20 protein-coding genes are annotated in these 23,591 nt (G+C 70.8%); 12 read left to right on the top strand and 8 right to left on the bottom strand.

Going from position 1 to position 23,591, the window contains the following annotated elements; all coding sequences use genetic code 11:
* Positions 1–8 precede the first annotated feature (8 nt).
* Together QK291_RS01365 and QK291_RS01360 are read right to left on the bottom strand one after the other, a co-directional pair.
* The gene (locus QK291_RS01365; protein ID WP_282378361.1) at positions 9–425 is read right to left on the bottom strand and encodes a YkvA family protein; all 417 of its coding nucleotides are present in this window, start codon (positions 423–425) and stop codon (positions 9–11) included.
* A gap of 5 nt (positions 426–430) precedes the next feature.
* Positions 431–1,063, bottom strand: a complete 633-nt coding sequence (locus QK291_RS01360) for a TetR/AcrR family transcriptional regulator (RefSeq protein ID WP_282378358.1) — start codon at positions 1,061–1,063, stop codon at positions 431–433.
* 166 nt (positions 1,064–1,229) lie between these two features.
* On the opposite strand from QK291_RS01360, the gene QK291_RS01355 reads away from it, so the two are divergent.
* The 5 genes from QK291_RS01355 to QK291_RS01335 all read left to right on the top strand — a co-directional run bounded on the left by QK291_RS01355 (position 1,230) and on the right by QK291_RS01335 (position 5,877).
* The gene (locus QK291_RS01355; protein ID WP_282378356.1) at positions 1,230–1,589 is read left to right on the top strand and encodes a thiamine-binding protein; all 360 of its coding nucleotides are present in this window, start codon (positions 1,230–1,232) and stop codon (positions 1,587–1,589) included.
* Between the two features lie 126 nt (positions 1,590–1,715).
* Positions 1,716–2,393: an O-methyltransferase gene (locus QK291_RS01350; protein WP_282378354.1), complete on the top strand. Its 678-nt coding sequence runs from the start codon at positions 1,716–1,718 to the stop codon at positions 2,391–2,393.
* A 162-nt stretch (positions 2,394–2,555) separates the two neighbouring features.
* The gene (locus tag QK291_RS01345; RefSeq protein ID WP_282378352.1) at positions 2,556–3,662 is read left to right on the top strand and encodes an acyl-CoA dehydrogenase family protein; all 1,107 of its coding nucleotides are present in this window, start codon (positions 2,556–2,558) and stop codon (positions 3,660–3,662) included.
* Complete coding sequence (locus tag QK291_RS01340; RefSeq protein ID WP_282378350.1) at positions 3,656–5,077, top strand: bifunctional PIG-L family deacetylase/class I SAM-dependent methyltransferase; 1,422 nt, start codon at positions 3,656–3,658, stop codon at positions 5,075–5,077. Before QK291_RS01345 ends, QK291_RS01340 begins: the two co-directional genes overlap by 7 nt.
* 5 nt (positions 5,078–5,082) lie before the next feature.
* Positions 5,083–5,877, top strand: a complete 795-nt coding sequence (locus QK291_RS01335; protein ID WP_282378348.1) for a glycosyltransferase — start codon at positions 5,083–5,085, stop codon at positions 5,875–5,877.
* 138 nt (positions 5,878–6,015) lie between these two features.
* Here QK291_RS01335 and QK291_RS01330 read toward each other — a convergent pair whose 3' ends face one another.
* Both QK291_RS01330 and QK291_RS01325 read right to left on the bottom strand, forming a co-directional pair.
* Entirely contained in the window at positions 6,016–6,162 is a 147-nt protein-coding gene (locus tag QK291_RS01330; RefSeq protein WP_282378345.1) for a hypothetical protein, read from the bottom strand.
* Between the two features lies 1 nt (position 6,163).
* The gene (locus QK291_RS01325) at positions 6,164–6,643 is read right to left on the bottom strand and encodes a DUF6325 family protein (protein WP_282378343.1); all 480 of its coding nucleotides are present in this window, start codon (positions 6,641–6,643) and stop codon (positions 6,164–6,166) included.
* A 242-nt stretch (positions 6,644–6,885) separates the two neighbouring features.
* Between QK291_RS01325 and QK291_RS01320 the strand changes: the two genes are divergently transcribed.
* The 3 genes from QK291_RS01320 to ppsA all read left to right on the top strand — a co-directional run bounded on the left by QK291_RS01320 (position 6,886) and on the right by ppsA (position 12,577).
* Positions 6,886–7,287 carry a VOC family protein gene (locus tag QK291_RS01320; protein ID WP_282378341.1) on the top strand — a complete coding sequence of 134 codons (402 nt, stop codon included), beginning with the start codon at positions 6,886–6,888 and terminating at the stop codon, positions 7,285–7,287.
* A 182-nt stretch (positions 7,288–7,469) separates the two neighbouring features.
* Positions 7,470–10,154, top strand: a complete 2,685-nt coding sequence (locus QK291_RS01315; protein WP_282378340.1) for a cation-transporting P-type ATPase — start codon at positions 7,470–7,472, stop codon at positions 10,152–10,154.
* Positions 10,155–10,186: 32 nt separating this feature from the next.
* Positions 10,187–12,577, top strand: coding sequence for a phosphoenolpyruvate synthase (gene ppsA / locus QK291_RS01310; RefSeq protein ID WP_282378337.1), 2,391 nt, complete (start codon positions 10,187–10,189; stop codon positions 12,575–12,577).
* On the opposite strand, the gene QK291_RS01305 is transcribed toward ppsA, so the two are convergent.
* Positions 12,525–14,549 (bottom strand): heavy metal translocating P-type ATPase, encoded by a 2,025-nt coding sequence (locus tag QK291_RS01305; RefSeq protein ID WP_282378335.1) that lies wholly within the window; start codon positions 14,547–14,549, stop codon positions 12,525–12,527. The genes ppsA and QK291_RS01305 overlap by 53 nt on opposite strands.
* 246 nt (positions 14,550–14,795) lie before the next feature.
* On the opposite strand from QK291_RS01305, the gene QK291_RS01300 reads away from it, so the two are divergent.
* From QK291_RS01300 to QK291_RS01285, 4 genes are all read left to right on the top strand, one after another.
* The gene (locus QK291_RS01300; protein WP_282378333.1) at positions 14,796–15,899 is read left to right on the top strand and encodes an SDR family oxidoreductase; all 1,104 of its coding nucleotides are present in this window, start codon (positions 14,796–14,798) and stop codon (positions 15,897–15,899) included.
* Positions 15,900–16,037: 138 nt separating this feature from the next.
* Entirely contained in the window at positions 16,038–17,039 is a 1,002-nt protein-coding gene (locus QK291_RS01295) for a polysaccharide deacetylase family protein (RefSeq protein ID WP_282378331.1), read from the top strand.
* Positions 17,036–17,464: a hypothetical protein gene (locus QK291_RS01290; protein ID WP_282378962.1), complete on the top strand. Its 429-nt coding sequence runs from the start codon at positions 17,036–17,038 to the stop codon at positions 17,462–17,464. Before QK291_RS01295 ends, QK291_RS01290 begins: the two co-directional genes overlap by 4 nt.
* On the top strand, positions 17,377–20,208 hold the full coding sequence (locus QK291_RS01285) for a glycosyl hydrolase family 65 protein (RefSeq protein WP_282378931.1): 2,832 nt from the start codon (positions 17,377–17,379) through the stop codon (positions 20,206–20,208). The genes QK291_RS01290 and QK291_RS01285 overlap by 88 nt, the downstream gene beginning before the upstream one ends.
* Before the next feature lie 22 nt (positions 20,209–20,230).
* Here QK291_RS01285 and QK291_RS01280 read toward each other — a convergent pair whose 3' ends face one another.
* The 3 genes from QK291_RS01280 to QK291_RS01270 form a co-directional block, all read right to left on the bottom strand.
* Positions 20,231–21,238, bottom strand: a complete 1,008-nt coding sequence (locus QK291_RS01280; protein ID WP_282378329.1) for a zinc-dependent alcohol dehydrogenase family protein — start codon at positions 21,236–21,238, stop codon at positions 20,231–20,233.
* Between the two features lie 63 nt (positions 21,239–21,301).
* Positions 21,302–22,258 (bottom strand): universal stress protein, encoded by a 957-nt coding sequence (locus QK291_RS01275; RefSeq protein WP_282378326.1) that lies wholly within the window; start codon positions 22,256–22,258, stop codon positions 21,302–21,304.
* Between the two features lie 76 nt (positions 22,259–22,334).
* Positions 22,335–23,513, bottom strand: coding sequence for a YihY/virulence factor BrkB family protein (locus QK291_RS01270; RefSeq protein WP_282378324.1), 1,179 nt, complete (start codon positions 23,511–23,513; stop codon positions 22,335–22,337).
* Between the last annotated feature and the right edge of the window lie 78 nt (positions 23,514–23,591).

The raw sequence follows: 23,591 nt of genomic DNA, 5'->3' as shown, positions 1-23,591 counted from the left end.
CTAAGCTCCTACCGCGGGGCGCCGAGGCCGGCGAGCCTGAGGATGAGCTGCAGCCCCTCGGGGGTTCCGGGCCAGTGCCGGCGCACCGCGTCCTCGCCCGCCCGCGCGATCACCGAGCGCAGCACGAGGGCCACAATGATCACGTCGTCCGCGTAGCCGATCACGGGCACGAAGTCCGGCACAAGGTCAATCGGCGAGAGCAGGTAGGCCAGGAGCAGGGCCAGCCGAATCCGCACCCCGGCGCCAAGGGTCCTGTCAGCGAGCAGCCGCCGCAGGAGCCGCAGCAGGTCCGGCAGCAGCCGCAACGCGTCCTTCATCGCGGCTGTTTCCGGGTGCCGGCGCGCATAACCCCACAGGAGGAGCAGCAGGACGGCGTAAACCAGCAGCACGCCGCCCACAGCGCCCGCCGCGGTTTCCCATGACACCGGTATTAGCCGAGGACAGAATCGAACGCCGTGCCCGGCAGCGGCGCCTGCGGCGGCAGCGGCCGGTTCGGGCGTTCCGTGCGGATGGCGTCCTCGACCAGGGCAACAGGACGGCGCCAGGCATCCGAACCGGCTTCCATGGTGTCCACGACACCGATCAGCATGGCCAGGAGGCGGATCAGGTCCGTCATCGAAATGTCGCTGCGCAGGGTTCCCTGGCCTTGCCCCCGGCCCAGGAGCGCGGCCACGGATTCGATCAGGTCGCCCGTGATGCCGGTGAGGAGTCCGCGCCGCCCGGCGACGGCTCCCAGCAGGTTGGCTTCTTCGCTGGCAACGCCCATCAGCGCGTCAATGACGCGGAAGAGCCCGTCCGCGGCGTCCGGCCCGGCGAGGGCCTCCTCGATGACCGGGTCGACGAGCAGGCCGAGCTGGCGGTGCAGGGCCGCGAGGACCAGTTCTTCCTTGTCGGCGAAGTTCCTGAAAAGCGTGGCCGGACCGACGCCGGCCGTCACGGCGATTGTCTGCAGCGGTACCTCGGGGCCGTGCTCCCGGAAGCACTGGCGGGCGGCGGTGATGATCTTGTCCACGTTCCGCGCGGCATCGGCGCGGAGCGGCCTGCGGTCTGCTACCCGGTTCATTTGCCTAGGGTAGCAACGCAGAGCCCGGGCGGGGAGGTTACTTCCGGGTATTGATATATGTGACGGGGCGGCCGCAGGCTCCGGGCCGGGCCCCCGCCCCGGAGCGGGGCATCTCCGGGCTCCGTTCGGGCCGTCACGGCTTTTGGGCACGTGAAAGACTGGTGCCATGTTGCTAGCATTCTCTGTCGCACCCTCAGGCCGTCCAGCACGCACGGCCGATGACCCGCCCGCCGGTTCCGCGGGCGGTTCCGCTGCCGTTCCGGTAGACGAGGCGTCAGTCCACGACGCCGTCGCCGAAGCGGTGCGGATCGTCCGGGAGTCCGGCCTGCCGAACCACACCGACTCGATGTTCACCACGATCGAGGGCGAGTGGGATGAAGTCTTCGACGTCGTGAAGCGGGCCACCGAGGCCGTGGGCCGCTACGGCAGCAGGGTCTCCCTCGTCATTAAGGCGGACATCCGGCCGGGCTTCACCGGCGAACTCACCGGAAAACTGGACCGCCTGGAACAGGCCCTCGGCGACTAGCCAGGCATTGCTGCGGGACATTCGGCGCTCGCAGGGAGCCAGCGCGGCTGGAAACGCTCGGCCCGGGCCGGATCCGGTCCGTCCGGAGCCTACCGCCGGGACGGGCCAGCTGGAAGACTGAGGGGCATGTTCGAGCATCAGCCCACCGCCCGCTGGGTCGCAGTCGAGGACTTCCTGTCCGAGCTGGTGGTCCGTCCGGATAGCGCCCTGAAGCGCGCCGTCATCACCGCGCTTGAGGCGGGCCTGCCGCCCATCGAAGTCGCCCCCAACGCCGGCAAATTGCTCAAACTGCTGGTCCAGCTCTCCGGCGCCCGCAGGGTCCTGGAGATCGGGACGCTGGCCGGGTTCAGCACCATTTGGATGGCCCAGGGGCTGCCCGACGGCGGCCGGCTGCTCACGTGCGAATACCTCCCCAAACACGCCGCGGTGGCCCGCGCCAACGTGGACGCCGCCGGGCTGGGCCAGCTCGTGGAGATCCGGGTCGGGGCTGCACTTCAGACGCTGCAGGCCCTCGCCGACGAGGGCGCCGAGCCCTTCGACTTCGTCTTCATCGACGCGGACAAGGAAAACAACCCGCGCTACCTCGACTGGGCCATCCGCCTCGGCCGGCCAGGCACCGCCGTCGTGATGGACAACGTGGTCTGGGAAGGCGCCGTGCTGGAACCCGCGATGGACGCCGTCAACGCCCCGGGCATTATCAGCGCCCTGCACATGCTGGGCGAAGACCCGCGGCTGGACGGCACTGTCATCCAGACGGTGGGCTCCAAAGGCTGGGACGGCTTCGCCCTGGCGCGGGTGCTGTAGCGGCGGCGGAACCGCGCACCGGCGCCGAAGCCACCGGAATTCCCAAAGTGCTAAGTGTGCTTAGATTTACTGAGCAGCCCGCATTTACTGAGCAGTAGCCCGGCCGACAGGCGTGGACGCCGGGAGCACCAGACGCACTTCGAAAGGGACCAGGCCACCGACATGAACCGGACTCCCGATTCCCCGCGGCCCGCCGCCGTGAGGATCAGTTCCGCGCCGGAGCAGCTGGCCGGCCTCACGCCCCTGCTGGAGGCGGCCCGGGCGGCCGCCGGCGACGTCCCGGCGCTGCTGGAACTGGCCAAAGCCGCGGCAGCAGCTGCCCCGCTGCCCGGCGGGGGCCGGACGGCCTACCTCTGGGAGATCCTGGCCTCCGTCACGGCCGTGGACGTCGCCGCCGGACGGGCCCTAGAACCCCACCTGGACGCCTCGGCGATCCTCGCCCAGGCCGCAGGCCAGCCGGCGCCGGACGGCGGGGACGGCCAGGACCGGGCCGGCGGTGACCCTGACGGAGCCTGGGGTGTGTTTGCCGCCGAAGCCCCCGGGCTGCGGCTGGAGGCGAAGCCGGCGGACGGCTGCTTCCTGCTGCACGGGGCCAAACCCTGGTGCTCCCTGGCCGCCCAGCTGGACCACGCCGTCGTGACCGCCCATCTGGAGGACGGCGGCCGGGCTGCCTTCGCCGTCGACCTCCACGCCCACGGCGTCAGCTTCGAGGATCCGCAGTGGACCAGCCGGGGACTCCGGGAAATCCCCAGCGGCACCGTGCACTTCGACGCCGTCCCGGCCGCACCGCTGGGCGATGCCGGCTGGTATTACCGCCGGCCCGGCTTCGCCTGGGGCGGCATGGGCGTGGCGGCCTGCTGGCTGGGCGGCGCCGTCGCGGTGGCCCGCGGCTTCACGGCGTCCCTGCTCAAAGCGGCCGACGGCGGCCGCGCCCCGGACCAGCTCGCGCTCGCCCACCTCGGCGAGATCGACCGCACACTCACCGCCCTGACCGGCTATCTCGCCCGGACCGCCGGGCGGATCGATGCCGGGGAACTCTCGGACACCGGCGCGTGGAGCGAGGCCCTGCGCGTCCGCGGTGCCGTCGCCACCGCCGTCGAACGCATCCAGACGCTGGTCAGCCAGAACCTCGGGCCCGGACCGCTCGCCTTTGACGACGCCTACGGAAAGCGCATGGCCGACCTCTCGCTCTACCTCCGCCAGCACCACGCCATGCGCGACGACGCCCAGCTTGGTGCCCTTACGCTCAAGGGGGACCACCCATGGTGACCTTCACCCATCAGGACGCCGGAACCGGCGAGGACGCCTGGGCGGCCAGCGGACTCGCCGCCCTCCCGGAGCTGCCGCTGGACGCCGGCGAGCTCGCCGGGCAGGCGTTCATCGTCCTGGCCGCGCACCCGGACGACGAATCCCTGGGCGCCGGCGGGCTGATGGCCCGGCTCCGGGGGCTCGGCGCGCGCGTCACGGTGCTGTTGTGCACGGCGGGGGAGGCCTCCCACCCGGACTCACCCACGGCGACGCCGGAACAGCTCGCGGCCGTGCGGCTCGAGGAATTCGGCGGCGCCCTCGCGCACCTGCTGGGAGACCCGGACTGGCGGTTCCTCGCCCTGCCGGACGGGAAGCTCGCCGGTCACCGGCCGGAGGTGCACGCGGCGCTGCAGCACGCCGTCGCCGACGCTGCCGCAGCGGGGCTGCCCGCGGAGCGCATCACCCTCGTGGCCCCGTACCGGCACGACGGCCACACCGACCACGAGGCGCTGGGCTCCGCCGCCGCCGATGCCGCCGGCGCCGGGGGCCACGGGCTGCTGGAATACCCCATCTGGTACTGGCTCTGGGCGGACGCCACGGACCACACCTGGCAGTCCTGGCTGCGCCTGCCGCTGGATCCCGCCGAACGGCAGGCCAAGGCGGCCGCGATGGCCGCCCACACCTCGCAGGTCCGTCCCCTGTCCGGCCAGCCTGGGGACGAGGTGCTCCTCCCGCCGGCGTTCCTGGCGCATTTTGAGCGTCCGTTCGAGACGTTCGCGTGGCAGCGTCCGGCCGGCAGCGGTGGCCCCTACGCCGCCGCCGACGCGGAAGGCGTCTTCGATGCCGTCCACACCGGAACCGACGACCCCTGGCAGTACACCACCAGCTGGTACGAACACCGCAAACGCACCCTCACCCTCGCGGCCCTGCCCGGCCTGAACTACGCGGCAGGGCTTGAAATCGGCTGCTCGATCGGGACGCTCAGCGTGGAACTTGCGCAGCGCTGCGCCAGCTTCACCGCCGTCGACGCGAGCAGCGCCGCGCTGGCCCACGCCTCCCGGCGCCTGGCGCACCTGCCCGCGGCCCGGACCCGCCACCTCACCGTCCCGCAGGACTGGCCGGACGGCCGTTTCGACCTGATCGTGGTCTCCGAGGTCGGCTACTACCTCGCTCCCGGCGAGCTGGCCGAGCTGTTTGCACGGGTCGAGGCTGCCCTGCTCCCCGGCGGCACCCTGGCCCTGTGCCACTGGCGCCACCCGATCTCCGGCTGGGAGCTCGACGGCGACTCCGTCCACGCCGCCGCCCGCCGCCGCCTCGGCTGGCCCGACGCCGGACTCTACCGGGAACGCGACTTCATCCTCGAGGTCCTGATCGCACCCGGGCCCGGCGCGGAACCGCGGACGGCAGCGGTCCCCGTGCCGGGCCAGGAAGGCTAGTCGGCATGGCAGCCCATGCCCTGCCGCTGCCCCGCGGCCACAGCATCGACCGGATCGCCGTCGTGGTGCCCGCCCACAATGAGGACGAGCACCTTGGGGCGGCCCTGCTGGCGGTGCAGCGCGCCGCCGACGCCCTGCACCGGGTCCGGCCCGACGTGGACGTCCGGGTGACCGTGGTGCTGGACAGCTGCACCGACGGCTCCGCGGGCATCGCCGCCCGGTACGCCGCGGCGGACCGCCGCTTCAGCGCCGTAGAAGTAGCTTTCCGCAACGCCGGAGCCAGCCGGGGGGCCGGTGTCCGGGCCGCCGGGATCGGCACAGCCCGGCGCCGGGCGCCCGGCAAGCGGTGGACGCCGCCGCCGTGGGCTGGCCGGACCTGGCTTGCCAATACGGACGCGGACTCGCGGGTGCCGGAATGCTGGCTCGTCCGGCAGCTGGAGTTCGCCGACGCGGGAGCCGACGCCGTGCTCGGCTCGGTGGAGCCGGACCCGGCCGGGATGGACCCGGAGCTGCTCCGGCGCTGGCTGGAACGCCATCCCTTCGAGGAGGACCACCCGCACATCTACGGGGCCAACTTCGGTGTCAGGGCCTCGGCCTACCTGGCCGCCGGGGGCTTCCCGAAGCTCTCCACGCACGAGGACCGGATCCTGGTGCAGAGCCTGCGCAGCCGCGCCTTCACCGTGACGGCGACGGACAGCATGCGCGTGCTGACCTCGGGCCGGGTCCACGCCCGGGCGCCGCACGGCTTCGGCGCCTACCTCCGGACGCTGGGCCGGCACCGGCCGCCGGCGGTTGGCTGAGGCGGACCGGACCCGGGCCGTGCCGTCATCGCGGTCCTGAATCACGTTGACATAGTCAGGGGGTGCGCACGGCCCGGAAGGGTCATGCGCACCCCCTGAGGGAACCGGGAGCCGGCTCCGTGGTGTCAGTCGAGGGTGTCAGTCGCGGCGGTCTTCGCGGCGGTCACCGCGGTCGTCCCTCCGGTCCTCGCGGCGGTCGCCGCGACGGTTAATCCCGTGGGCGACGACAATGGCCCCGCCGACGGCGGCGGCGGTCCTGCGCCTGCGTCGTGCTGCCAGTGGCATGTCAGGCTCCTTCCTTCATTCCTTCGGGCGATTGGGCTTCGGCCTCGGCGTCGGCCTGGAAGGCGGCGATGACTGCCTGGGTCGGGATCCGGCCGCTGGCCACGAGCTGGCCGCCGGCCTTGCGGACGGCCGCGCCGAACGGGGCCGCCCACTGGTTCTCCCAGACGAGCACCGCGGCGGAGTGGCCGGGCTCGATCGTCTCGGCCAGGTCCATGACGTCCTGCTCGGAGAGCACCATGGCCAGGTCGGCCTCGGCCATGCGCACCTCGCCGAGTTCGCTCGCGTCGAGGTCGGAGATCTCCGCCGTCTCGAGCGTGCCGTCTGCGGTCTTCCTCAGGAACACCATGTCGAGCACCCTGATGAGGTCACGCTGGACCAGGTCCTCCAGGAACGGCGCGATCTGGCCTTTACCGAAGTCGGGCCCGGGGAACTCCACGACGAGCCAGTCCACCGGCCCCAGTTCATCCAATGTCTCAGCCATGCTGATGACCTCCGCTTCTGATTGGGTTCTGGCGATCCGACGGACCGCCGCAGTCTTATCCTGTGCCCCCGGTGCGGCGTGGCGCCTCATCCGTGCCGGGTGACCTCACGGCACCGGACGCAGGAGTGGCGTGTCCCAAATCTTGCGGTTGGCGGCGCTGCAGGGACGGCGTTGTCCCGGGCCGCCAGTGGCCGATGTGGTGTTGTGGACCTGGGCGTGGGCGGTGTCTGTATGCTGTGCACATGACGGCCCCACAGCTATATGTCAGTTTCCCCGGCACGGCGCGTGAAGCACTCGGCTTTTACGCAGGCGTTTTCGGCGGAGAGCTTTCCTTATACACCTACGAGGACTTCAGCCGCAGCGACGGCCCCCCGGACGCCATCGCTCACGGAGTGCTCGACGGCGTGGTCGCCATGGCGGGATCGGATACTGCAGCAGGCCAGAAAAGTGTCCGGCTCGAAGGTGTCATGCTCTCCCTGCTGGGGACCGCCGAACCGTCAGTTCTCCATGAGTGGTTCGACAAACTCGCTGTCGGCGGTCGGGTTGTGGACCCTCTCGCTTCGAAACCCTGGGGCGCTTCGGACGGGCAAGTCATAGACCGGCACGGACTTCACTGGCTCATCGGATACGAACCCGCGCCCTGAGCGCCGCACAGCTGCCGATCCATGCCGGATCACCTGTCGCCCCTGCGGCGCAGGGCAGGTGTCCGGCGTCCCGCCGTGACCTTTGGCCCTAACGGGCCGCACCTCCGCGGCGCACTCTCAGTCCATGAGCTACCTGACCCGGGCCGGTCTGCGGTGTTGCGCCTAAGCGGCCCCGGCCGTTCGTGACCCCGGAGGCTCCCTCCGGGGGCCCACGTGCCGGGGCGTTGCCGGGCATTTCCGGCCTGAGCTCCGCCGAGGCGGCCCAGCGGCTCACCCAATTCGGGGCGAACAAGCTGCCGGAGGCCGGCACTGTCCCCGGCTGGCGGCGGCTGCTTGCCGAGATGACCCACTTCTTCGCCATCCTGCTGTGGTGCGCCTCTGTGCTGGCCTATCTGGCGGGCATGCCGCAGCTGGCCATCGCGATCGTCGTCGTGATCCTGGTCAATGGAATCTTCGCCTACATTCAGCAGGAGCGCGCCCAGCATGCCGCTGCCAGGCTCCGCGAGCTGCTCCCGGCGATGGTCTGGGTCCGCCGGGACAACCGCCTGATCAAGGTCCACACCACGGAGCTGGTGCCGGACGACGCCGTCGTGCTGGTGGCCGGCGACCGGGTCCCGGCGGATCTGAGCCTGGTGCTGGCTGAAGGCTGCTCGGTGGACGAGTCGATGCTCACCGGTGAAAGCGAGGCGCTCGCCAAAGTCCCCGGCGACACCGTCTTTGGCGGGACCTTCCTGGTCAACGGCCGGGCCGAAGGTGTGGTCGCGGGAACGGGCGGGAAGACCCGGCTCGCCGAAATCGCGGCTCTGACGGGCAAGGTGGAGGCGCCGCCGAGCCCGCTGGCGCGGGAACTGCAGCGCATCGTCCGCATCACCGCCGCGATGGCCCTGGGCATCGGTGCGCTGTTCTTCGTGCTCTCCCTGCTGGTCGGCATCTCCTGGCGGGACGCCTTTCTGTTTGCCATCGGCGTGATGGTGGCGCTGGTGCCCGAGGGCCTGCTGCCCACGGTGACGCTGTCCCTGGCCGTCGGGGCGCAGCGGATGGCGCAGCGAAACGCTCTGGTCCGCAACCTCGAAGCGGTGGAAACCCTCGGCTCCACCACCTTCATCTGCACGGACAAGACCGGCACGCTGACCCAGAACCGGATGAACGCCGTCGAGGTCTGGACCCCGGCGGGGGTGCTCAGTATCATCGGCGCGGGGTACGGGCCGGAGGCTGAGGTCACGGGGGCGGGAACCGGGGAGGCGCAGCACCTCAGCACCGCCGCACTGGCCGCGTCCGAGGGCCGTGCGGCGCTCCATGAGGGCAAGTGGATTGCCGAGGGCGACCCGATGGAGGCCGCCATCGCCGCGCTGGCCGCCCGGCTTGAACGTCTCGGGCCGGATCCCGGGTCGGCTCCCGGGTCGGGTCCCGCGGAACCGGCGGTGTCGCACCGCTTCGCCTTCGATCCCCGGCGGTTGCGGGAGTCCGCGATCGTCGGCACCACGCTGTACGTCAAAGGCGCCCCGGAATCCGTGATTCCGCTGTGCGTACACGGCGGCGGCGACGCCGGCGAGGCCGCAGGCGCCGCCCGGGCGCGGGAGATCGTTGACCGGATGGCCTCCCACGGGCTGCGGGTGCTGGCCGTGGCCGAACGGACCCTGCCCGGCCAGCCCGGCGCCGGCCTCAAACTGGAGGAAGTGGAAAGCAACCTGACGCTGCTGGGGCTGATCGGCCTGCACGACCCGCCCCGGGCCGAGGTCCGCGTGGCACTCGAGGCGGCCCGCGAGGCTGGCATCAAAGTGGCCATGGTGACCGGCGACCACGCCTTCACTGCGGCCGCCATCGCCCGGGAAACCGGACTGATCGGATCACCCGAGCTGGTGCTGGAGGGCCACAACCTGCCCGAGGACGACGCCGTCCTGGCCGCGCTGCTGGACCGCGACGGCGTGGTGGTCAGCCGGGTCACCCCGGAACAGAAACTCCGGGTGGCCCGCCTGCTGCAGCACCGCGGCCACGTCGTGGCGATGACCGGCGACGGCGTCAACGACGGCCCGGCCCTGCAACAGGCGGACATCGGTGTGGCCATGGGGCTCAGCGGAACCGACGTGGCCCGCGATGCGGCAGACCTCGTCCTCCTGGATGACGACTTCGCCACCATCATCGCCGCGGTGGAGCAGGGCCGCGCCACGTACGCGAACATCCGGCGCTTCCTGACCTACCACCTGACGGACAACGTCGCCGAGCTCACGCCCTTCGTGATCTGGGCGCTCTCCGGGGGGCGGTTCCCGCTGGCGCTAAGCGTGCTGCAGATCCTCGCCCTCGATATCGGCACCGACCTGCTCCCCGCACTGGCGCTGGGCAGCGAGGCCCCGAGTAAGGGAACACTGAAACGCCCGCCCGAGCGCAGGCACCTGATGGACCGGGCACTGATGTTCCGGGTGTTCGGGCTGCTGGGCCCGGTCGAGGCGCTCTTCGAAATGACGGCGTACACGGCGGTCCTGCTCGGCGCCGGATGGACCCTGGGGGCGGAACTGCCGGCGTCGGACGTGCTGATGGCCGCCTCCGGCGCCGCGTTCACCACCGTGGTCCTGGCCCAGCTCGCCAACGCCTTCGCCTGCCGCAGCGCCTCGGTGCCGCCCTGGCGGCTCGGCTGGTTCACCAACCGGCTGCTGGTTTGGGCCGTGCTGGCAGAACTGGGGCTGCTGGCGGTGTTCCTGTTCCTCGGGCCGCTGGCCGCCCTGCTGGGCCACGCGCCGCCGTCGCCCGGCGGCCTGGCCGTGGCGCTCGCCGCCATTCCCGGGGTGCTGCTCGCGGACTGGCTCTACAAGATCGCCCGCAACCGCCGGGCCGGGAAGGCCGCACCGGATACCAAGGTCCAAAGACTCTGACACCGGACGGTCCGCCGCCACAGGATGGGTCCATGACTGACTCCCCGGTGCTGTGGTTTGACGAGATCGGCATGGGCGATGTCCCGCAGGTGGGCGGCAAGAACGCCTCCCTCGGCGAACTCATCCAGTCCCTCAAAGCCAAGGGCGTGCGGGTGCCGGACGGCTTCGCCACCACCGCCGACGCCTACCGCCGGTTCCTCGAGGCCAACGGGATCGAGGGCGCGATGCGCTCGCGGATCTCGTCCTACCGCTCCGGCGACACCTCCCTGCGCGCCACCGGGGAAGCCATCCGGGAACTGTTCCTGGACAGTGAGTTCCCGGCGGACATCAGCGAATCCATCCGCTCCCACTACCGCGAACTGGGCGAGCGAGCCGGTCGGGACCGGCTCTCGGTCGCGGTCCGCAGCAGCGCCACCGCCGAGGACCTGCCCGACGCTAGCTTCGCCGGGCAGCAGGAGACGTTCCTGAACATCGCCGGGGAACGCGAACTCCTGGACGCCTGCCGCCGGTGCTACGCCTCGCTCTTCACCGACCGGGCCATCAGCTACCGCGAGGTCAAGGGCTTCGACCACCTCGACGTCGCGCTCTCAATCGGGGTGCAGCGGATGGTGCGCTCCGACGTCGGCGCCTCCGGCGTGATGTTCTCCATCGACACGGATTCCGGCTTCCCCCGCGTGGCCGTGGTCAGCGCCGCCTGGGGCCTCGGCGAAACCGTGGTCCAGGGCACCATCAACCCGGACAAATACCTTGTGTTCAAACCGCTCCTGGCTGAGCCGGAGTTCGCGCCAATCATCGAAAAGACCCTCGGCTCCAAGGCCCGGAAAATGGTCTACAGCCGCGGCGGCCACGCGCGCACCAAAATGGTCGACACCTCGGACGCCGAACGCCGCGCCTTCGTCCTGGCCGACGCCGAAATCCTCGCCCTCGCGCGCTGGGCCGTGAGTGTGGAGGAGCACTACGCCCGGCCGATGGACATGGAATGGGCCCGGGACGGCGTCACCGGGGAGCTGTTCATGGTCCAGGCCCGGCCCGAGACGGTCCAGTCGCAGAAGACCGGCTCCCGGTTCACCCTCCACCACCTGCTGGAAACCGGCACCGTGCTGGCCCGCGGAGCCGCGATCGGCGATTCCATCGCGCAGGGCACCGCGTGCGTGATCAGGAGCGCGGCGGACATCGAAAACTTCCGTGACGGCGCCATCCTCGTCACCGAGATGACCGACCCGGACTGGGTTCCGATCATGAAACGGGCGGCCGGCATCGTGACCGACCACGGCGGCCCCACCAGCCACGCGGCGATCGTGAGCCGTGAACTCGGGGTCCCCGCCGTCGTCGGCACCGGCAACGCCACCACCGTCCTGGCGGAGGGCCTCGCCGTGACGATCTCCTGCGCCGAGGGCGATGAGGGCCGCGTCTACCGGGGCAGCCTGGCGTTCAACACCGAGGACGTGGACCTCGGGGAGCTGCCGGAGACGCGCACCAAGGTCATGGTCAACATCGCCAGCCCCGCGGCCGCGTTCCAGTGGTGGCGGCTGCCGGCCGACGGCGTCGGGCTGGCCCGGATGGAATTCATCATCAGCGCCCTGATCCGGGTCCACCCGATGGCACTGGTCCATCCCGAGCGGGTCACCGACCCCGGCGACGCCGAGCAGATCCGCGCCCTGACCGGCAGTTACGCGGACCCGAAGGACTACTTCGTGGACGCCCTGGCCCTCGGCATCGCCAAGATCGCCGCGCCCTACCATCCCCGGCCGGTGATCGTCCGGCTCAGCGATTTCAAGACCAACGAATACGCGCACCTGATCGGCGGGTCGGCCTTCGAGGAACCGGAGGAGAACCCCATGCTGGGCTTCCGCGGCGCCTCCCGCTACTACGACGAGCGTTACCGCGAGGGGTTCGCCCTCGAGTGCGCGGCCCTCAAACGGGTCCGGGAGCAGCTCGGGTTCGGGAACATCATCGTGATGATCCCGTTCTGCCGGACCCCGCAGGAAGCGGACCGGGTGCTGGCCGTGATGGCGGAGAACGGCCTGGTCCGGGGCGGGAACGGCCTGCAGGTCTACATGATGTGCGAGATCCCGTCCAACGTGGTCCTCGCCGAAAAGTTCGCCACCCGGTTCGACGGCTTCTCGATCGGCTCCAATGACCTCACCCAGCTGGTCCTGGGCGTGGACCGGGATTCGGCGCAGCTGGCCTCACTCTTCGATGAGCGGGACGAGGCCGTCATGGCGATGATCAGCGAGGCCATCCGCAAGGCCCACGCCGCCGGGATCAAGATCGGCATCTGCGGCCAGGGTCCCAGCAACCACCCCGAGTTCGCGGCGTTCCTGGTCAGCGAGGGCATCGATTCGATCTCACTAAACCCGGACAGCTACCTCAGGACCGTTCCGCGGATCGCGGCTGCCGAGAAGCAGGCAGCGGCCCGGTAGCGCCGGCTTTCTGCCCCGGAGGCTTCGCTCCGGTTGCCTTCCTGCCGGGGCTGAGGGCGCGCAGCGCATTGAGGATCGTGGCCAGGTCCACGAGTTCCTGGGACAGGGCGCCGGCGATCGCCGGGATGTACCCGGCTGCCGCCGCAACCATCAGGGCCACGCTCAGCGCGATCCCGATCCAGATGCTCTGCAGCGCCACCTTCACGGTGCGCTGCCCGATCCGCACGGCGGAGGCCGCCTTGGACAGGTCATCGAGGATGATCACGACGTCGGCGGACTCGCCGGCCGCCGTCGAGCCGCGGGCACCCATCGCGATCCCAACGTCGGCGACGGCCAGGACGGGGGCGTCGTTGACGCCGTCGCCGACCATCATGACCGGGCGGAGCGGCAGGGCCCGGACTGCCTCTACCTTGTCCGGCGGCAGGCACTCGGCCCGGACATCGGTGAGCCCGGCCTCGGCCGCGATGTGCTCGGCGGTGGCGAGCGCATCGCCGGTCAGCATGACCGTCCGGGTGACGCCGAGTTCCCTGAGCTCGGCCAGGGTGCGGCGGGTTTCCTGGCGGATCGGGTCGCTCATCACCAGGGACCCGGCGAATTCCCCGGCCACACCCACGTAGATGGCGAGTTCGCCGCTGGCGAGCTCGGTCTCCACGACGCCGGGGGCCGCTTCGGCCACGAAGTTGGGCTTGCCGACCACCACGTCGCGGCCGTCGAAGCGGGCCCGGACGCCGTGCGTGGCGAATTCGGTGGCCTCCGTGGCGGACTCGAACACGAGCCCGCGGGTGCGCGCGGCGTCCATCACCGAGGCGGCCAGCACATGGGAGGAATACTGTTCGGCGGACGCCGCCAGCCCCAGGACCTCATCCTCGGTGAAAGACCCCGCGGCCCGGACCCCGACCAGGGACGGGCGTCCATAGGTCAGGGTCCCTGTCTTGTCGAAGGCGACCGTCCTGATCCGGCTCAGTTGTTCCAGAACACCGGCGTATTTGACGATGATGCCGCCGCGCGCGGCGCGGCTCATGCCGCCCAGGAAGGCGACCGGCGCGGCGATCAGCAGCGGGCACGGGGTGGCCACCACCAGCACCTCGGCGAAACGGGCCGGGCTGCCGCTGACGATCCAGCCGATCGCGCCAAGGGCGTAGGCCAGGGCGGTGAAAGGCACGGCATACCGGTCCGCGAGCCGCACCATGGGAGCCTTGCTGTCCGCGGCTTCCTTAACCAGGGCCACGATGCGGCTGTACTGCGAATCCTCCATCCGGGCCGTGACCTGCATCCGGACCGCGGCTTCGCCGTTGAGGGAGCCGCTCATCAGCCCGTCGCCGGCAACCCGCTCCACCGGCAGGCTTTCCCCGGTGAGCGAGGACTCGTCGAAGCTGCCGGATTCGGAGAGCAGGATGCCGTCCAGCGGCACCACCTCACCTGGCCGCACCAGCAGGATGTCACCGACCTCGACCTCTGTGGCGGCGACATCCTCCTGTTGGCCGTTGGTGTGGGTGCCGTCGGCGGAGCTGCCGTCTGTTGGGGTTCCGGCTGTGTTGGTGCCGGTGCTGGTGCCGGCTGAGTGGGTGCCGTCGGTGTTGGTTCCGGCTGCGGAGGTGCTGCCGCCGCGTTCCCGGTGGGCCGTCTGCGGGACGCGCTCCAGCAGGGAGGTCAGTTCCTTCTTGGCCCGGCCGGCGGCATAGTCCTCCAGGGCGGTCCCGCCGGCCATCATGAGGACAATGATCATGGAGGCGATGAACTCGCCGACGAGCACCGTGCTGGCGATCGCGGTGACGGCCAGGATGTCGATGCCCCACTGGCCGCCGATCAGCCGGCGGACCATGCCGACGGCCAGGTAGGCCGCCACGGCCAGGGCGTAGATGCTGGCTGAGATCTGCGCAATCAGCGGCTGCCCGGACAGGAGCAGTATGAGCACCGCGAGCAGGGCAGTTATGGTGCCCGCCACCAGCGGATACCGGAGCAACAGTTTCACGGATATCCTGCCTTCGCTTTCGCGTTAATTTCCCGCGTCTTCCACTATTTGCATCCTACTGCGGACCCCTTCCGTGGAGGTCTGTGCGGGCACAGGTTACGAAGCGCCGGCGGGCGGTCCCTCACGGGCATGAGACGCTGGAGCGGGGCGGGGGAGGATCCGTCTCGACCGAACCGGCCCATTGATTGGGGCCCGGTGGCGGCGTCAGCAGGACAGTAACAGTGGGACAGTATCAGGGGGAATGGCGTGCGAAGCAGTTCCGACACCGTTGAGACCAAGACAGCCCTGGTGGTGGGTGCCAGCGGGATTGCCGGGTCCGCCCTGGTCGACCGGCTCGCGGACGGGGGCTGGGACGTCGTGGCACTCTCCCGCCGCCCGATCCGGCGCAGTGATGTCCGCCATGTGAGTGCGGACCTGAACTCGGTGGAGAGCCTGCGGGAAGCCCTGGCCGGCGAAGAGGCGAGCCACGTGTTCTACACCGCTTGGTCACGGATGAACACGGAACAGGAAAACATCGAGACCAATGCGACCATGCTGCGGAACCTGCTGGCAAGCCTCAGCGGCCATCCGGTGAAGCATGTGGCCCTCATGACCGGGCTGAAGCACTATCTGGGTCCGTTTGAAGCGTATGCGGCGGGGGAGATGCCGGACACTCCCTTCCGCGAGAGTGAGCCGAGGCTGCCGACACCCAACTTCTACTACGCCCAGGAAGACGAGTTGTGGGCCGCCGCCGGGAAGCACGGCTTTGGCTGGTCCGTGCACCGGGCGCATACGGTGATCGGGCATGCGATCGGCAATGCCATGAACATGGGTCTCACCCTCGCCGTCCAGGCATCCATCTGCCGGGAGCTCGGGCAGCCGTTCATTTTCCCGGGCTCCGAGACGCAGTGGAACAGCCTCACGGACATGACGGACAGCGGGCTGCTGGCCGACCACTTGATCTGGGCGGCCACCGCCGACGGGGTGGGCGATGAGGCCTACAACATCGTCAACGGCGACAGCTTCCGCTGGCGGCGCATGTGGCCTGCGCTCGCCGCCTATTTCGGGGTCGAACCCGTCGGGTACGCCGGCCACCCCCGCCCGCTGGAACAACAGATGCTCGGCAGGGAGGGCCTCTGGGCAGACATTGCCGCCCGCCACGGGCTCGCCGAACCCGACCTCGCACGGCTCGCCTCCTGGTGGCATACGGACGGTGATCTGGGCCGGAACCTCGAGGTCGTCACCGATATGAGCAAGAGCCGCCTGGCCGGCTTCACCGGGTACCGCCGCACGGAGGACTCCTTCACCCGCCTGTTCGACCGCCTCCGGGCCGACCGCCTGATTCCGGCAGCCGCCTCCGCCCCCGCCTGACAACCTAACTACGCGGGTCAGATCGAGCCCATCCGTCGGTCAACATAGGCGCAGGGTGACCCCGCGTTGCTTGAGGTATGTGGGGTACGGGGCCTTTCAGCCCTAGTTCCGCTGTGGCCGGTGGTGCCACCGTGAAGCATGTGGTCGTTCCTGTCCGACCGGCGCCGGTGGCTGGTGGCCGTGGCAGCGGTGCTTCTGCTGTCCGCCGCCGTGGTGCTGGCCGCCGCCCTGACGACGGTCCCGCTGTCGGCTGGCCCGTCCCCGTCCGAGCCGTCACCGTCGCCCACGGCGCCGCTGTCCCCGTCGATCCCGGTCACGGCTGTCCCCGAGGCCAGCGCGACGCCGGGACCGTTGTCTTCGGACGCTCCGGTCCCCACCCCCAGCGATACGGCTCCCGCTGGGCCCGCGCCGCTGCCCACTATCCCGGCCCCGCCCGCCCCGCCCGTACCCCCGCCGGCGCCTGAACCGCCGGCCCCGTCACCGCCCGCCCCGGCGGCACCGTTTCCCGCGGCGCTCGCCGGCCGCGACCTTGAGGTGATTCCGGGCGCCGGGGCTGTGGTGGCGCTGACGTTCGACGCCGGCGCCAACTCGGCCGGGCTGCCCGGCATCCTGCAGACCCTTGCCGCCACCGGGGTGCGCGGCACCTTCTTCCTCACCGGAAACTGGGCCGCCGCGAACCCGGCGGGAGTCGCGGCGATCGTGGCGGGCGGCCACCGGCTGGGCAACCATTCGATGACCCATCCGGGCTTCACCGGGCTCCCCGACGCCGCGATCGGGGACCAGCTCTCCGGAGCCGAGCAGGCCATCCGGGCCGGCGGTGGGGACCCGCGGCCGCTGTTCCGGTTCCCGTTCGGCGAACGCGACGCCCGCACCATCGCCAGGGTCAACGCCTACGGCTACCTGCCCGTCCGCTGGACCGTGGACACACTGGGCTGGAAGGGCAGCAGCGGGGGAATTACGGCGCAGATTGTGGCGGACCGGGTGCTGGCCGGGCTCCGGCCCGGGGAGATCGTGCTGATGCACATCGGTTCAAACCCCAACGACGGGACCACCCTCGATGCCGACGCCCTGCCGGGGATGATCGAGCGGATCCGCGCGGCCGGCTACGGCTTCACCACCCTCGATGCGCTGCTGGCATGACGGAGTCGCCCACCCTCGCTGCCGCACTGGCGCCCGTCGACGCTGTGATTTTTGACCTCGACGGGGTGGTCACGGACACGGCGGAGCTCCGCGCGGCGGCGTGGAAGCAGCTCTTCGACGACGTCCTCCAGGACCCGAGGCTGCCCGCGGGGACGCGCCGGAACCCGTTCAGCACCGAGGACTACCTCGACCTGGTGGCGGGCCGGACCTGGGAGGACGCTGTCAGCACCTTTTTGCACGCCCGCGGCGTTGCCATCCGGACGGCTCACCCCTGGATGGCCCCGGGGAATGGACCGCCTTCGGCGTCGCGGCACGCCACAACGAACTCTTCGACAAACTGCTCAGCACCAGCCCGGTCCGGGCCTTCCCCGGCACCGCGGACCTGCTCGGCAGGCTCAAGGCAGGCCGGATCCCCGTGGTGCTAGCCACCTCCGCCAGGAACGCCGGCGCGCTGCTGGCCTCCGCGGGGCTTGGGGATGTCTTCGACCATGTCATCGACGGGCAGACGGCCCTGGACCGCGATGTCGCCGGAAAACCGGCCCCGGCGCTGCCGCTGGAGGCGGTTCGCCGGCTGGAGATCCCACCGGCCCGGGCGATGGTGATCGAGGAATCCGTCACCGGGGTGGAGGCCTGCCGGCGCGGCGGCTTCGGTCTGGTGGTCGGCATCGACCGGGACGGGCGCCGGGATCGGCTGGAAGCGGCGGGCGCCGACGTCGTCGTCGAGGACGTCAGCCAGCTGGACATCGGCCTCGTCATCACGCACCCGTGGCTGCTGGTCTATGAGGGCTTCGACCCGGCGCACGAGGGCCACCGCGAGGCCCTCACCACTGTGGGCAACGGCTACCTGGCCACCCGGGGAGCCGCACCGGAGCACCGGGCCGGGGCCGTGCACTATCCCGGAAGCTATCTCGCCGGGGTCTACAACAGCCTGCACAGTGTGGTCCTGGATCAGGAATCCGACGACGAGCACATGGTTAACATCCCCGACTGGCTGCCCCTGGATCTCCGGATCGGCGACGGCGGCTGGTGGTCCGCGGGCGGGCTCTCGCTGCGCAGCGAGCGGCGCACCCTGGACCTGAAGCGGGCGGTGCTGAGCCGGGAGGCGCTCCTGGAGGACGACGCCGGCCGGCAGCTGAGGCTGCTGCAGCGCCGCCTCGTGTCCATGGCCAGGCCGAACCTCGCCGCGCTGGAAACCGTCATTACGCCGGTCGGCTGGAGCGGGGGGATCAGCATCCGCAGCGGCTGCGACACGGACGTGACCAACTCCAATGTCCCCGAGGACGCGTCGCTGTCCAGCCGGCATCTGGGGTCCGTCACGGCGGCCGCCTCCGTGGACGGCCCGGGCATCGCCTGCCTCACAGTGGAAGCCCGGACCGTCACCAGCGGGATCGGGATCGCCCTGGCGCTCCGGACCGCAGTGTCCGGGGCCGACGGGCCGGCCGGGTCCGGGATTCCCGAACAGCTGGGCGGGCTGCATACGCACCGCTTCGAGCTTTCCGTGAATGCGGGGGAGCCGCTGACCGTGCTGAAGACGGTGGCCGTGGCGTCCTCCCGCGACCACGCCATCGCCTCGCCGCTGACGGCCGCCCGGGCCGCCCTGGCCCGCGCCCCGGGCGGTTTCGCTGCCCTGCTGGCCGAGCACGAGGCCGCCTGGGAGATCCTGCTCGAGCCGTTCATCATTGAGCTCGATGCGAGCTCCCAGGCGCAGCTCATCCTGAACCTGCACGTTTTCCACCTGCTGCAGACGCTCACCACCCACACCGCCGAACTCGACGCCGGTGTCCCGGCCCGCGGACTGCACGGCGAGGGCTACCGGGGGCACATTTTCTGGGATGAACTCTTCGTCCTGCCGGTGCTGAACTCGCGGCTGCCCTCCCTCGCGCGGGAGCTGGTGGACTACCGGTGGCGGCGGCTCGGCGCCGCCCGGGACGCGGCGCGGGCGGCGGGGCTGAAGGGGGCGCTGTTCCCGTGGCAGAGCGGCAGCGACGGCACGGAACAGACGCCGAAACTGCTGTTCAACCGGCGGTCCGGGCACTGGATGCCGGACTACTCCCGGCTCCAGCGCCATGTCGGCCTAGCCGTCGCCTACAACGCCTGGCAGTACTTCGAGGCGACCCAGGACCGTGGCTGGCTGACCGAGCACGGGGCGGAAATCATCGTCGACGTCGCCCGGCTGTTCGCGTCGATGGCGGAGTTCGACCCGGCGGACGACCGCTTCCACCTCCGGGGCGTCATGGGCCCGGATGAGTACCACACCGGGAATCCGGGCGACCCGGGCGGCGGACTGAACGACAACGCGTACACCAACGTCATGGCGGCCTGGGTGTTCGACCAGGCCGTCTGGATCATGCATTCGGTCCGGGGTTTCGATATGCAGGAACTGCGCGCCCGGCTGCTGGTCACCGCCGCCGAGATCGAGGCGTGGGAACACCTCAGCCGGCGCATGTTCGTCCCGTTCCACGGCGACGGCATCATCAGCCAGTTCGACGGATACGCTGCGCTGCGGGAACTGGACTGGGAGCACTACCGCCGCAGCTACGGGCTCATCGAGCGGCTGGACCTGATCCTGGAGGCGGAAGGGGACAGCACCAACCACTACCGGCTGGCCAAACAGGCCGACGTGCTGATGCTGCTGTACGTCCTGGGTGAGGATCAACTCATCCGGTTCCTGGCCCGGATGGGCTACGCCGTCACCTCCGCGCAGATGGCCGCCACGGTGGACTTCTACCTGGCAAGGACGGCGCACGGATCCACGCTCAGCCGGGTGGCCCACGCCTCGGTGCTGGCGCAGCGGGACCCCGAGCGGGCATGGGCGGTGTTCCGCGAGGCCCTGGACGCGGACCTGGACGACACCCAGGGCGGAACCACCAGCTCCGGCATCCATCTGGGTGCCATGGCCGGGACGATCGACGTCGTCCAGCGCAGCTTCGCCGGGTTGCGGATCACCCGCGACGCCCTTGACTTCGCGCCCCGGCTGCCCGTCGAGCTCAGCCGCCTGGATTTCCAGGTCCGCTACCGGGACCAGCTGCTCGCCGTCCAGCTGGAACGCGACAGGCTGACGGTGTCGGCGGCCCCTGGGGACGCCGCCCCGGTGCTGGTCCGCGTGGGAACCCAGCGGGTGCTCCTCAAGGCCGGGCAGGAACACGAATTCCTGCGCAAGGACCGCTGAACCGGCAGGCGCGCCCGGCCAGCTACGGGTCATCCATCCGGAGCACCGCCGCGCCCGTGACCCGGTCCTCCGACAGGTCCAACAGGGCCTTGTCCGCAGCCGAGAACGGGTAGGGCACCGTGGTGGGGCGCAGCGGGATCTCCGCCGCGACGCGGAAGAACTCCTCGCCGTCGGCCCGGGTGTTGGCCGTGACGCTGCGCAGCTGGCGTTCCTGGAACAGCTCCGCGGCGTAGTGCAGCGGCGGAATGTCGCTCAGGTGGATGCCTGCGACGGCGAGCGTGCCGCCCCGGTCCAGGGCACGCAGGGCCACCGGAACCAGGCCGCCGGCCGGGGCGAAGAGGATGGCGGAATCCAGCGGATCCGGCGGCTGCTCGTCGGCGCCGCCGGCAAAGGTCGCACCCAGCTCGAGGGCGAGCGCGCGTGCTTCCTCGGACCGTGTCATCACGTATACGCGGGCGCCCTGGAAGAGGGCGATCTGGGCCGCCAGGTGCGCGGAGCCGCCGAAGCCGTAGATCCCCAGCCGTCCGCCGATGGGCAGGTCGGCGCGGCAGAGGGCGCGGTAGCCAATGATTCCCGCGCACAGCAGGGGTGCGGCCTCCTCGTCCGAGAACCTTGGCGGGAGCCGGTAGGCGAAGTTTTCGGCCACAGTGATGAGTTCGGCGTAGCCGCCGTCGCGGTCCCAGCCGGTAAACACGGGGGAGAGGCAGAGGTTCTCAGCGCCGCGCAGGCAAAAGCGGCACGTGCCGCAGGTCCTGCCGAGCCAGGCCACGCCCACGCGTTCCCCGCGGGAGAAGCGCGTGGCGCGGGCCCCGCACGTGAGGACTTCGCCGACGACTTCGTGTCCCGGAATGACGCCGGGGCGCCGCGGCGTGAGGTCGCCCTCGGCCAGGTGCAGGTCGGTGCGGCAGACTCCGCACACCCGGACCCGCAGCAGCACCTCCCCGGGGCCCGGTCGGGGGTCGGGGCACTCGTCCGCAACCAGCGGGCCGCTGCTCATCGGCCCGGGCTGTCCTACCCGCCACGCTCGCACGGGCGTCCTCCTCTGCTAGAACCTCCAGCTCCCCTCTGAAGGCGGTGGTCCGGTGGAGCGGGGTCAGCGCGTAATCAGGACATTGCAGCGCGCTTTGTTCAGGATCCTGGTAACGGTGTTGCCCGGGGCGCCCTCGCGGTTGTGGGTGCCAATGACCAGCACCTCGGCGTCACCGGCGGCGGCCAGCAGTTCCTTGGACGCCGTGTGCCCTTCCCGCAGGACCCCGGATACCGACAGCTCCGGGGCGAGTTTGCGGACCTCCTCAAGAGTGTGATCCAGGAGTTCCTGGCCGCGCAGCGGGCCGTGCCGTCCGTGCCCGTCCCGGGCTCCGCCGGACTGGTCGATGTGGACGATCTGGAGGGTGCTGCCCAGCATTCCCGCCAGCCGGGCGGCCCCGGCCAGCGCCGCGGAACTCCGGTCGGTCCCGTCGATGCCAACGACGATGGGGCCGGCGGCCTGGCCGGGGCTGCGCGGCCGGCGGATGACCATCAAAGGGCAGGGGGAGGAGCCGGCCAGGTCGAGACAGACTGATCCGGCAACGTGCCCCAGCACGCCGCCGATTCCGCGGCTGCTGACCACCAGGAGCCGGGCATTGCGGGCGGCGTCGCGCAGCACGGCGGCCGGGAGCCCGGCTTCCATGAAACCCTCGACGCCGGAATCGGGTTCCGCGGCGCCCGGTGCTGCGGCGGTTGCCTCACGGGGGCCGGATGCCGGGGCGGTGGTTGCGGCCGGGCCCGGGGCCGACGGGCCGGGCGCGGCGGCGACGGCGGCGCGGGCCAGCTCCAGACCTTCCGCCAGAACCACCTCGGCCGCGTGCCGCAGCCCGCTGCCTTCAACGCCCTTGACCGGTCCGAGCTTCCTGGTAAAGACCGGCCAGATCCAGGCATGTACCACGCGGATCCGGTACCCTCCGGCGGCCGCGTACTCCGCGGCCCACCGGACGGCCGCCTGCGCCGGCTCGGACCCGTCGTAGCCCACTGCCACGGTGGTTCGTCCGTCCCCTGCGGCGGGTGCCGTCATGCGTCCTCCCGGTCAGCCACGTCCACCCCCCGGGCGGCACTTTGCCCCCCAGTAGAACGCGGGGTCACGGAAAGGGCTAGGGGCTTTGGTCCCGCGGGGTGCGGGGATCCTGGTCCCGGGCGGACCGGGAATCCGCCGTTGCCCCGGCCGCGACCCCGGTGGCCGTGCCGCCGCTCCGTTCACGCAGTTCGCGGCCGCGTTGGATGTCCTCCTCTTCACGGGCCTGCAGCTTGTCGCTCTGCTTGGTGTCCCGGGGCGGCAACTGGATGGTTTCTTCGGCTTCGATCCCGGCCTGGAGCTGGCGGCCGCGTTCCATTTCGGCATCGAATTCGGCTCCGAACAGCAGCGACATGTTGAGGATCCAGAGCCAGAGCAGCGAAATGATGACGCCGCCGATCGTGCCGTAGGTCTCGTTGTAGCTGCTGAAGTTGGCGACGTAGAAGCCGAAGGCCAGGGAGGCCAGCAGGAAGATCACCAGGGCGATCAAGGACCCGAGGCTCATCCAGCGGAACTTGGGCTGCTTCACGTTCGGCGTGGCGTAGTAGAGGATCGCGATCGCGGCCACGACCAGGAGCACGATGAGGGGCCATTTGATGATGTTCCAGGCGGTCAGGACCGCCCCGCCCAGGCCCAGAGCGTTGCCGACGGACTCCGCGACCGGGCCGGAAAGTACCAGCATGGCGGCCAGCAGCACAACGATCAGCACGGTGACGATCGTGACGGCGAGCATGGTGCCCCGGAGCTTGACGAAGGGCCGGCCTTCATCGATTTCGTAGATCCGGTTCATGGCACGGCCGAACGCCCCGACGTAGCCGGAAGCGGACCACAGGGCGGTGAGGATACCGAGCACCAGCGTGAGTCCGGCGGCGGAGTTACTGCTGAGCTGCTGGACCGGTTCGCGGATGGCCTCCACCGTGTCGGCCGGGGCGAAGCCCTGGACGATCTCCAGCAGGGCCCCGGTGGTTTTCTCGGGCTGTCCAAAGATGCCCAGCAGGGACACCAGGGCCAGCAACGCCGGGAAAATGGAGAGCACCGAGTAGTAGGTCAGGGCGGCGGCGAGGTCGGGGCACTGGTCCTTGGTGAATTCGCGCAACGTTTTCTTGGCGACGTATTTCCACGAGGGCTTGGAGACGTCGGTGGGGCTGTCGGGTTTGCGTGCGTCGTCCGGTGCGGGCGCGGTGCGGGCCTTGGCGGTGCTGCTCTCCGGCGTTTCGGCGTCGGCCGGGGTCTCTGCCGCGGCGGGGTTCTTGGACATGGGAGTTCTTCCTTCAGGATGTTAAGTGCGTCAGCCGGCCGCCCGGCGCGCGAGCGCAGGGCGGCCGGCCGGGTGCCA

The sequence above is a fragment of the Arthrobacter sp. AL12 genome (assembly GCF_029960645.1).
Lineage (GTDB): Bacteria > Actinomycetota > Actinomycetes > Actinomycetales > Micrococcaceae > Arthrobacter.
The sequence above is the reverse complement of the archived record's forward strand: the minus strand, read 5'-3'. Positions and strand labels throughout refer to the sequence as shown.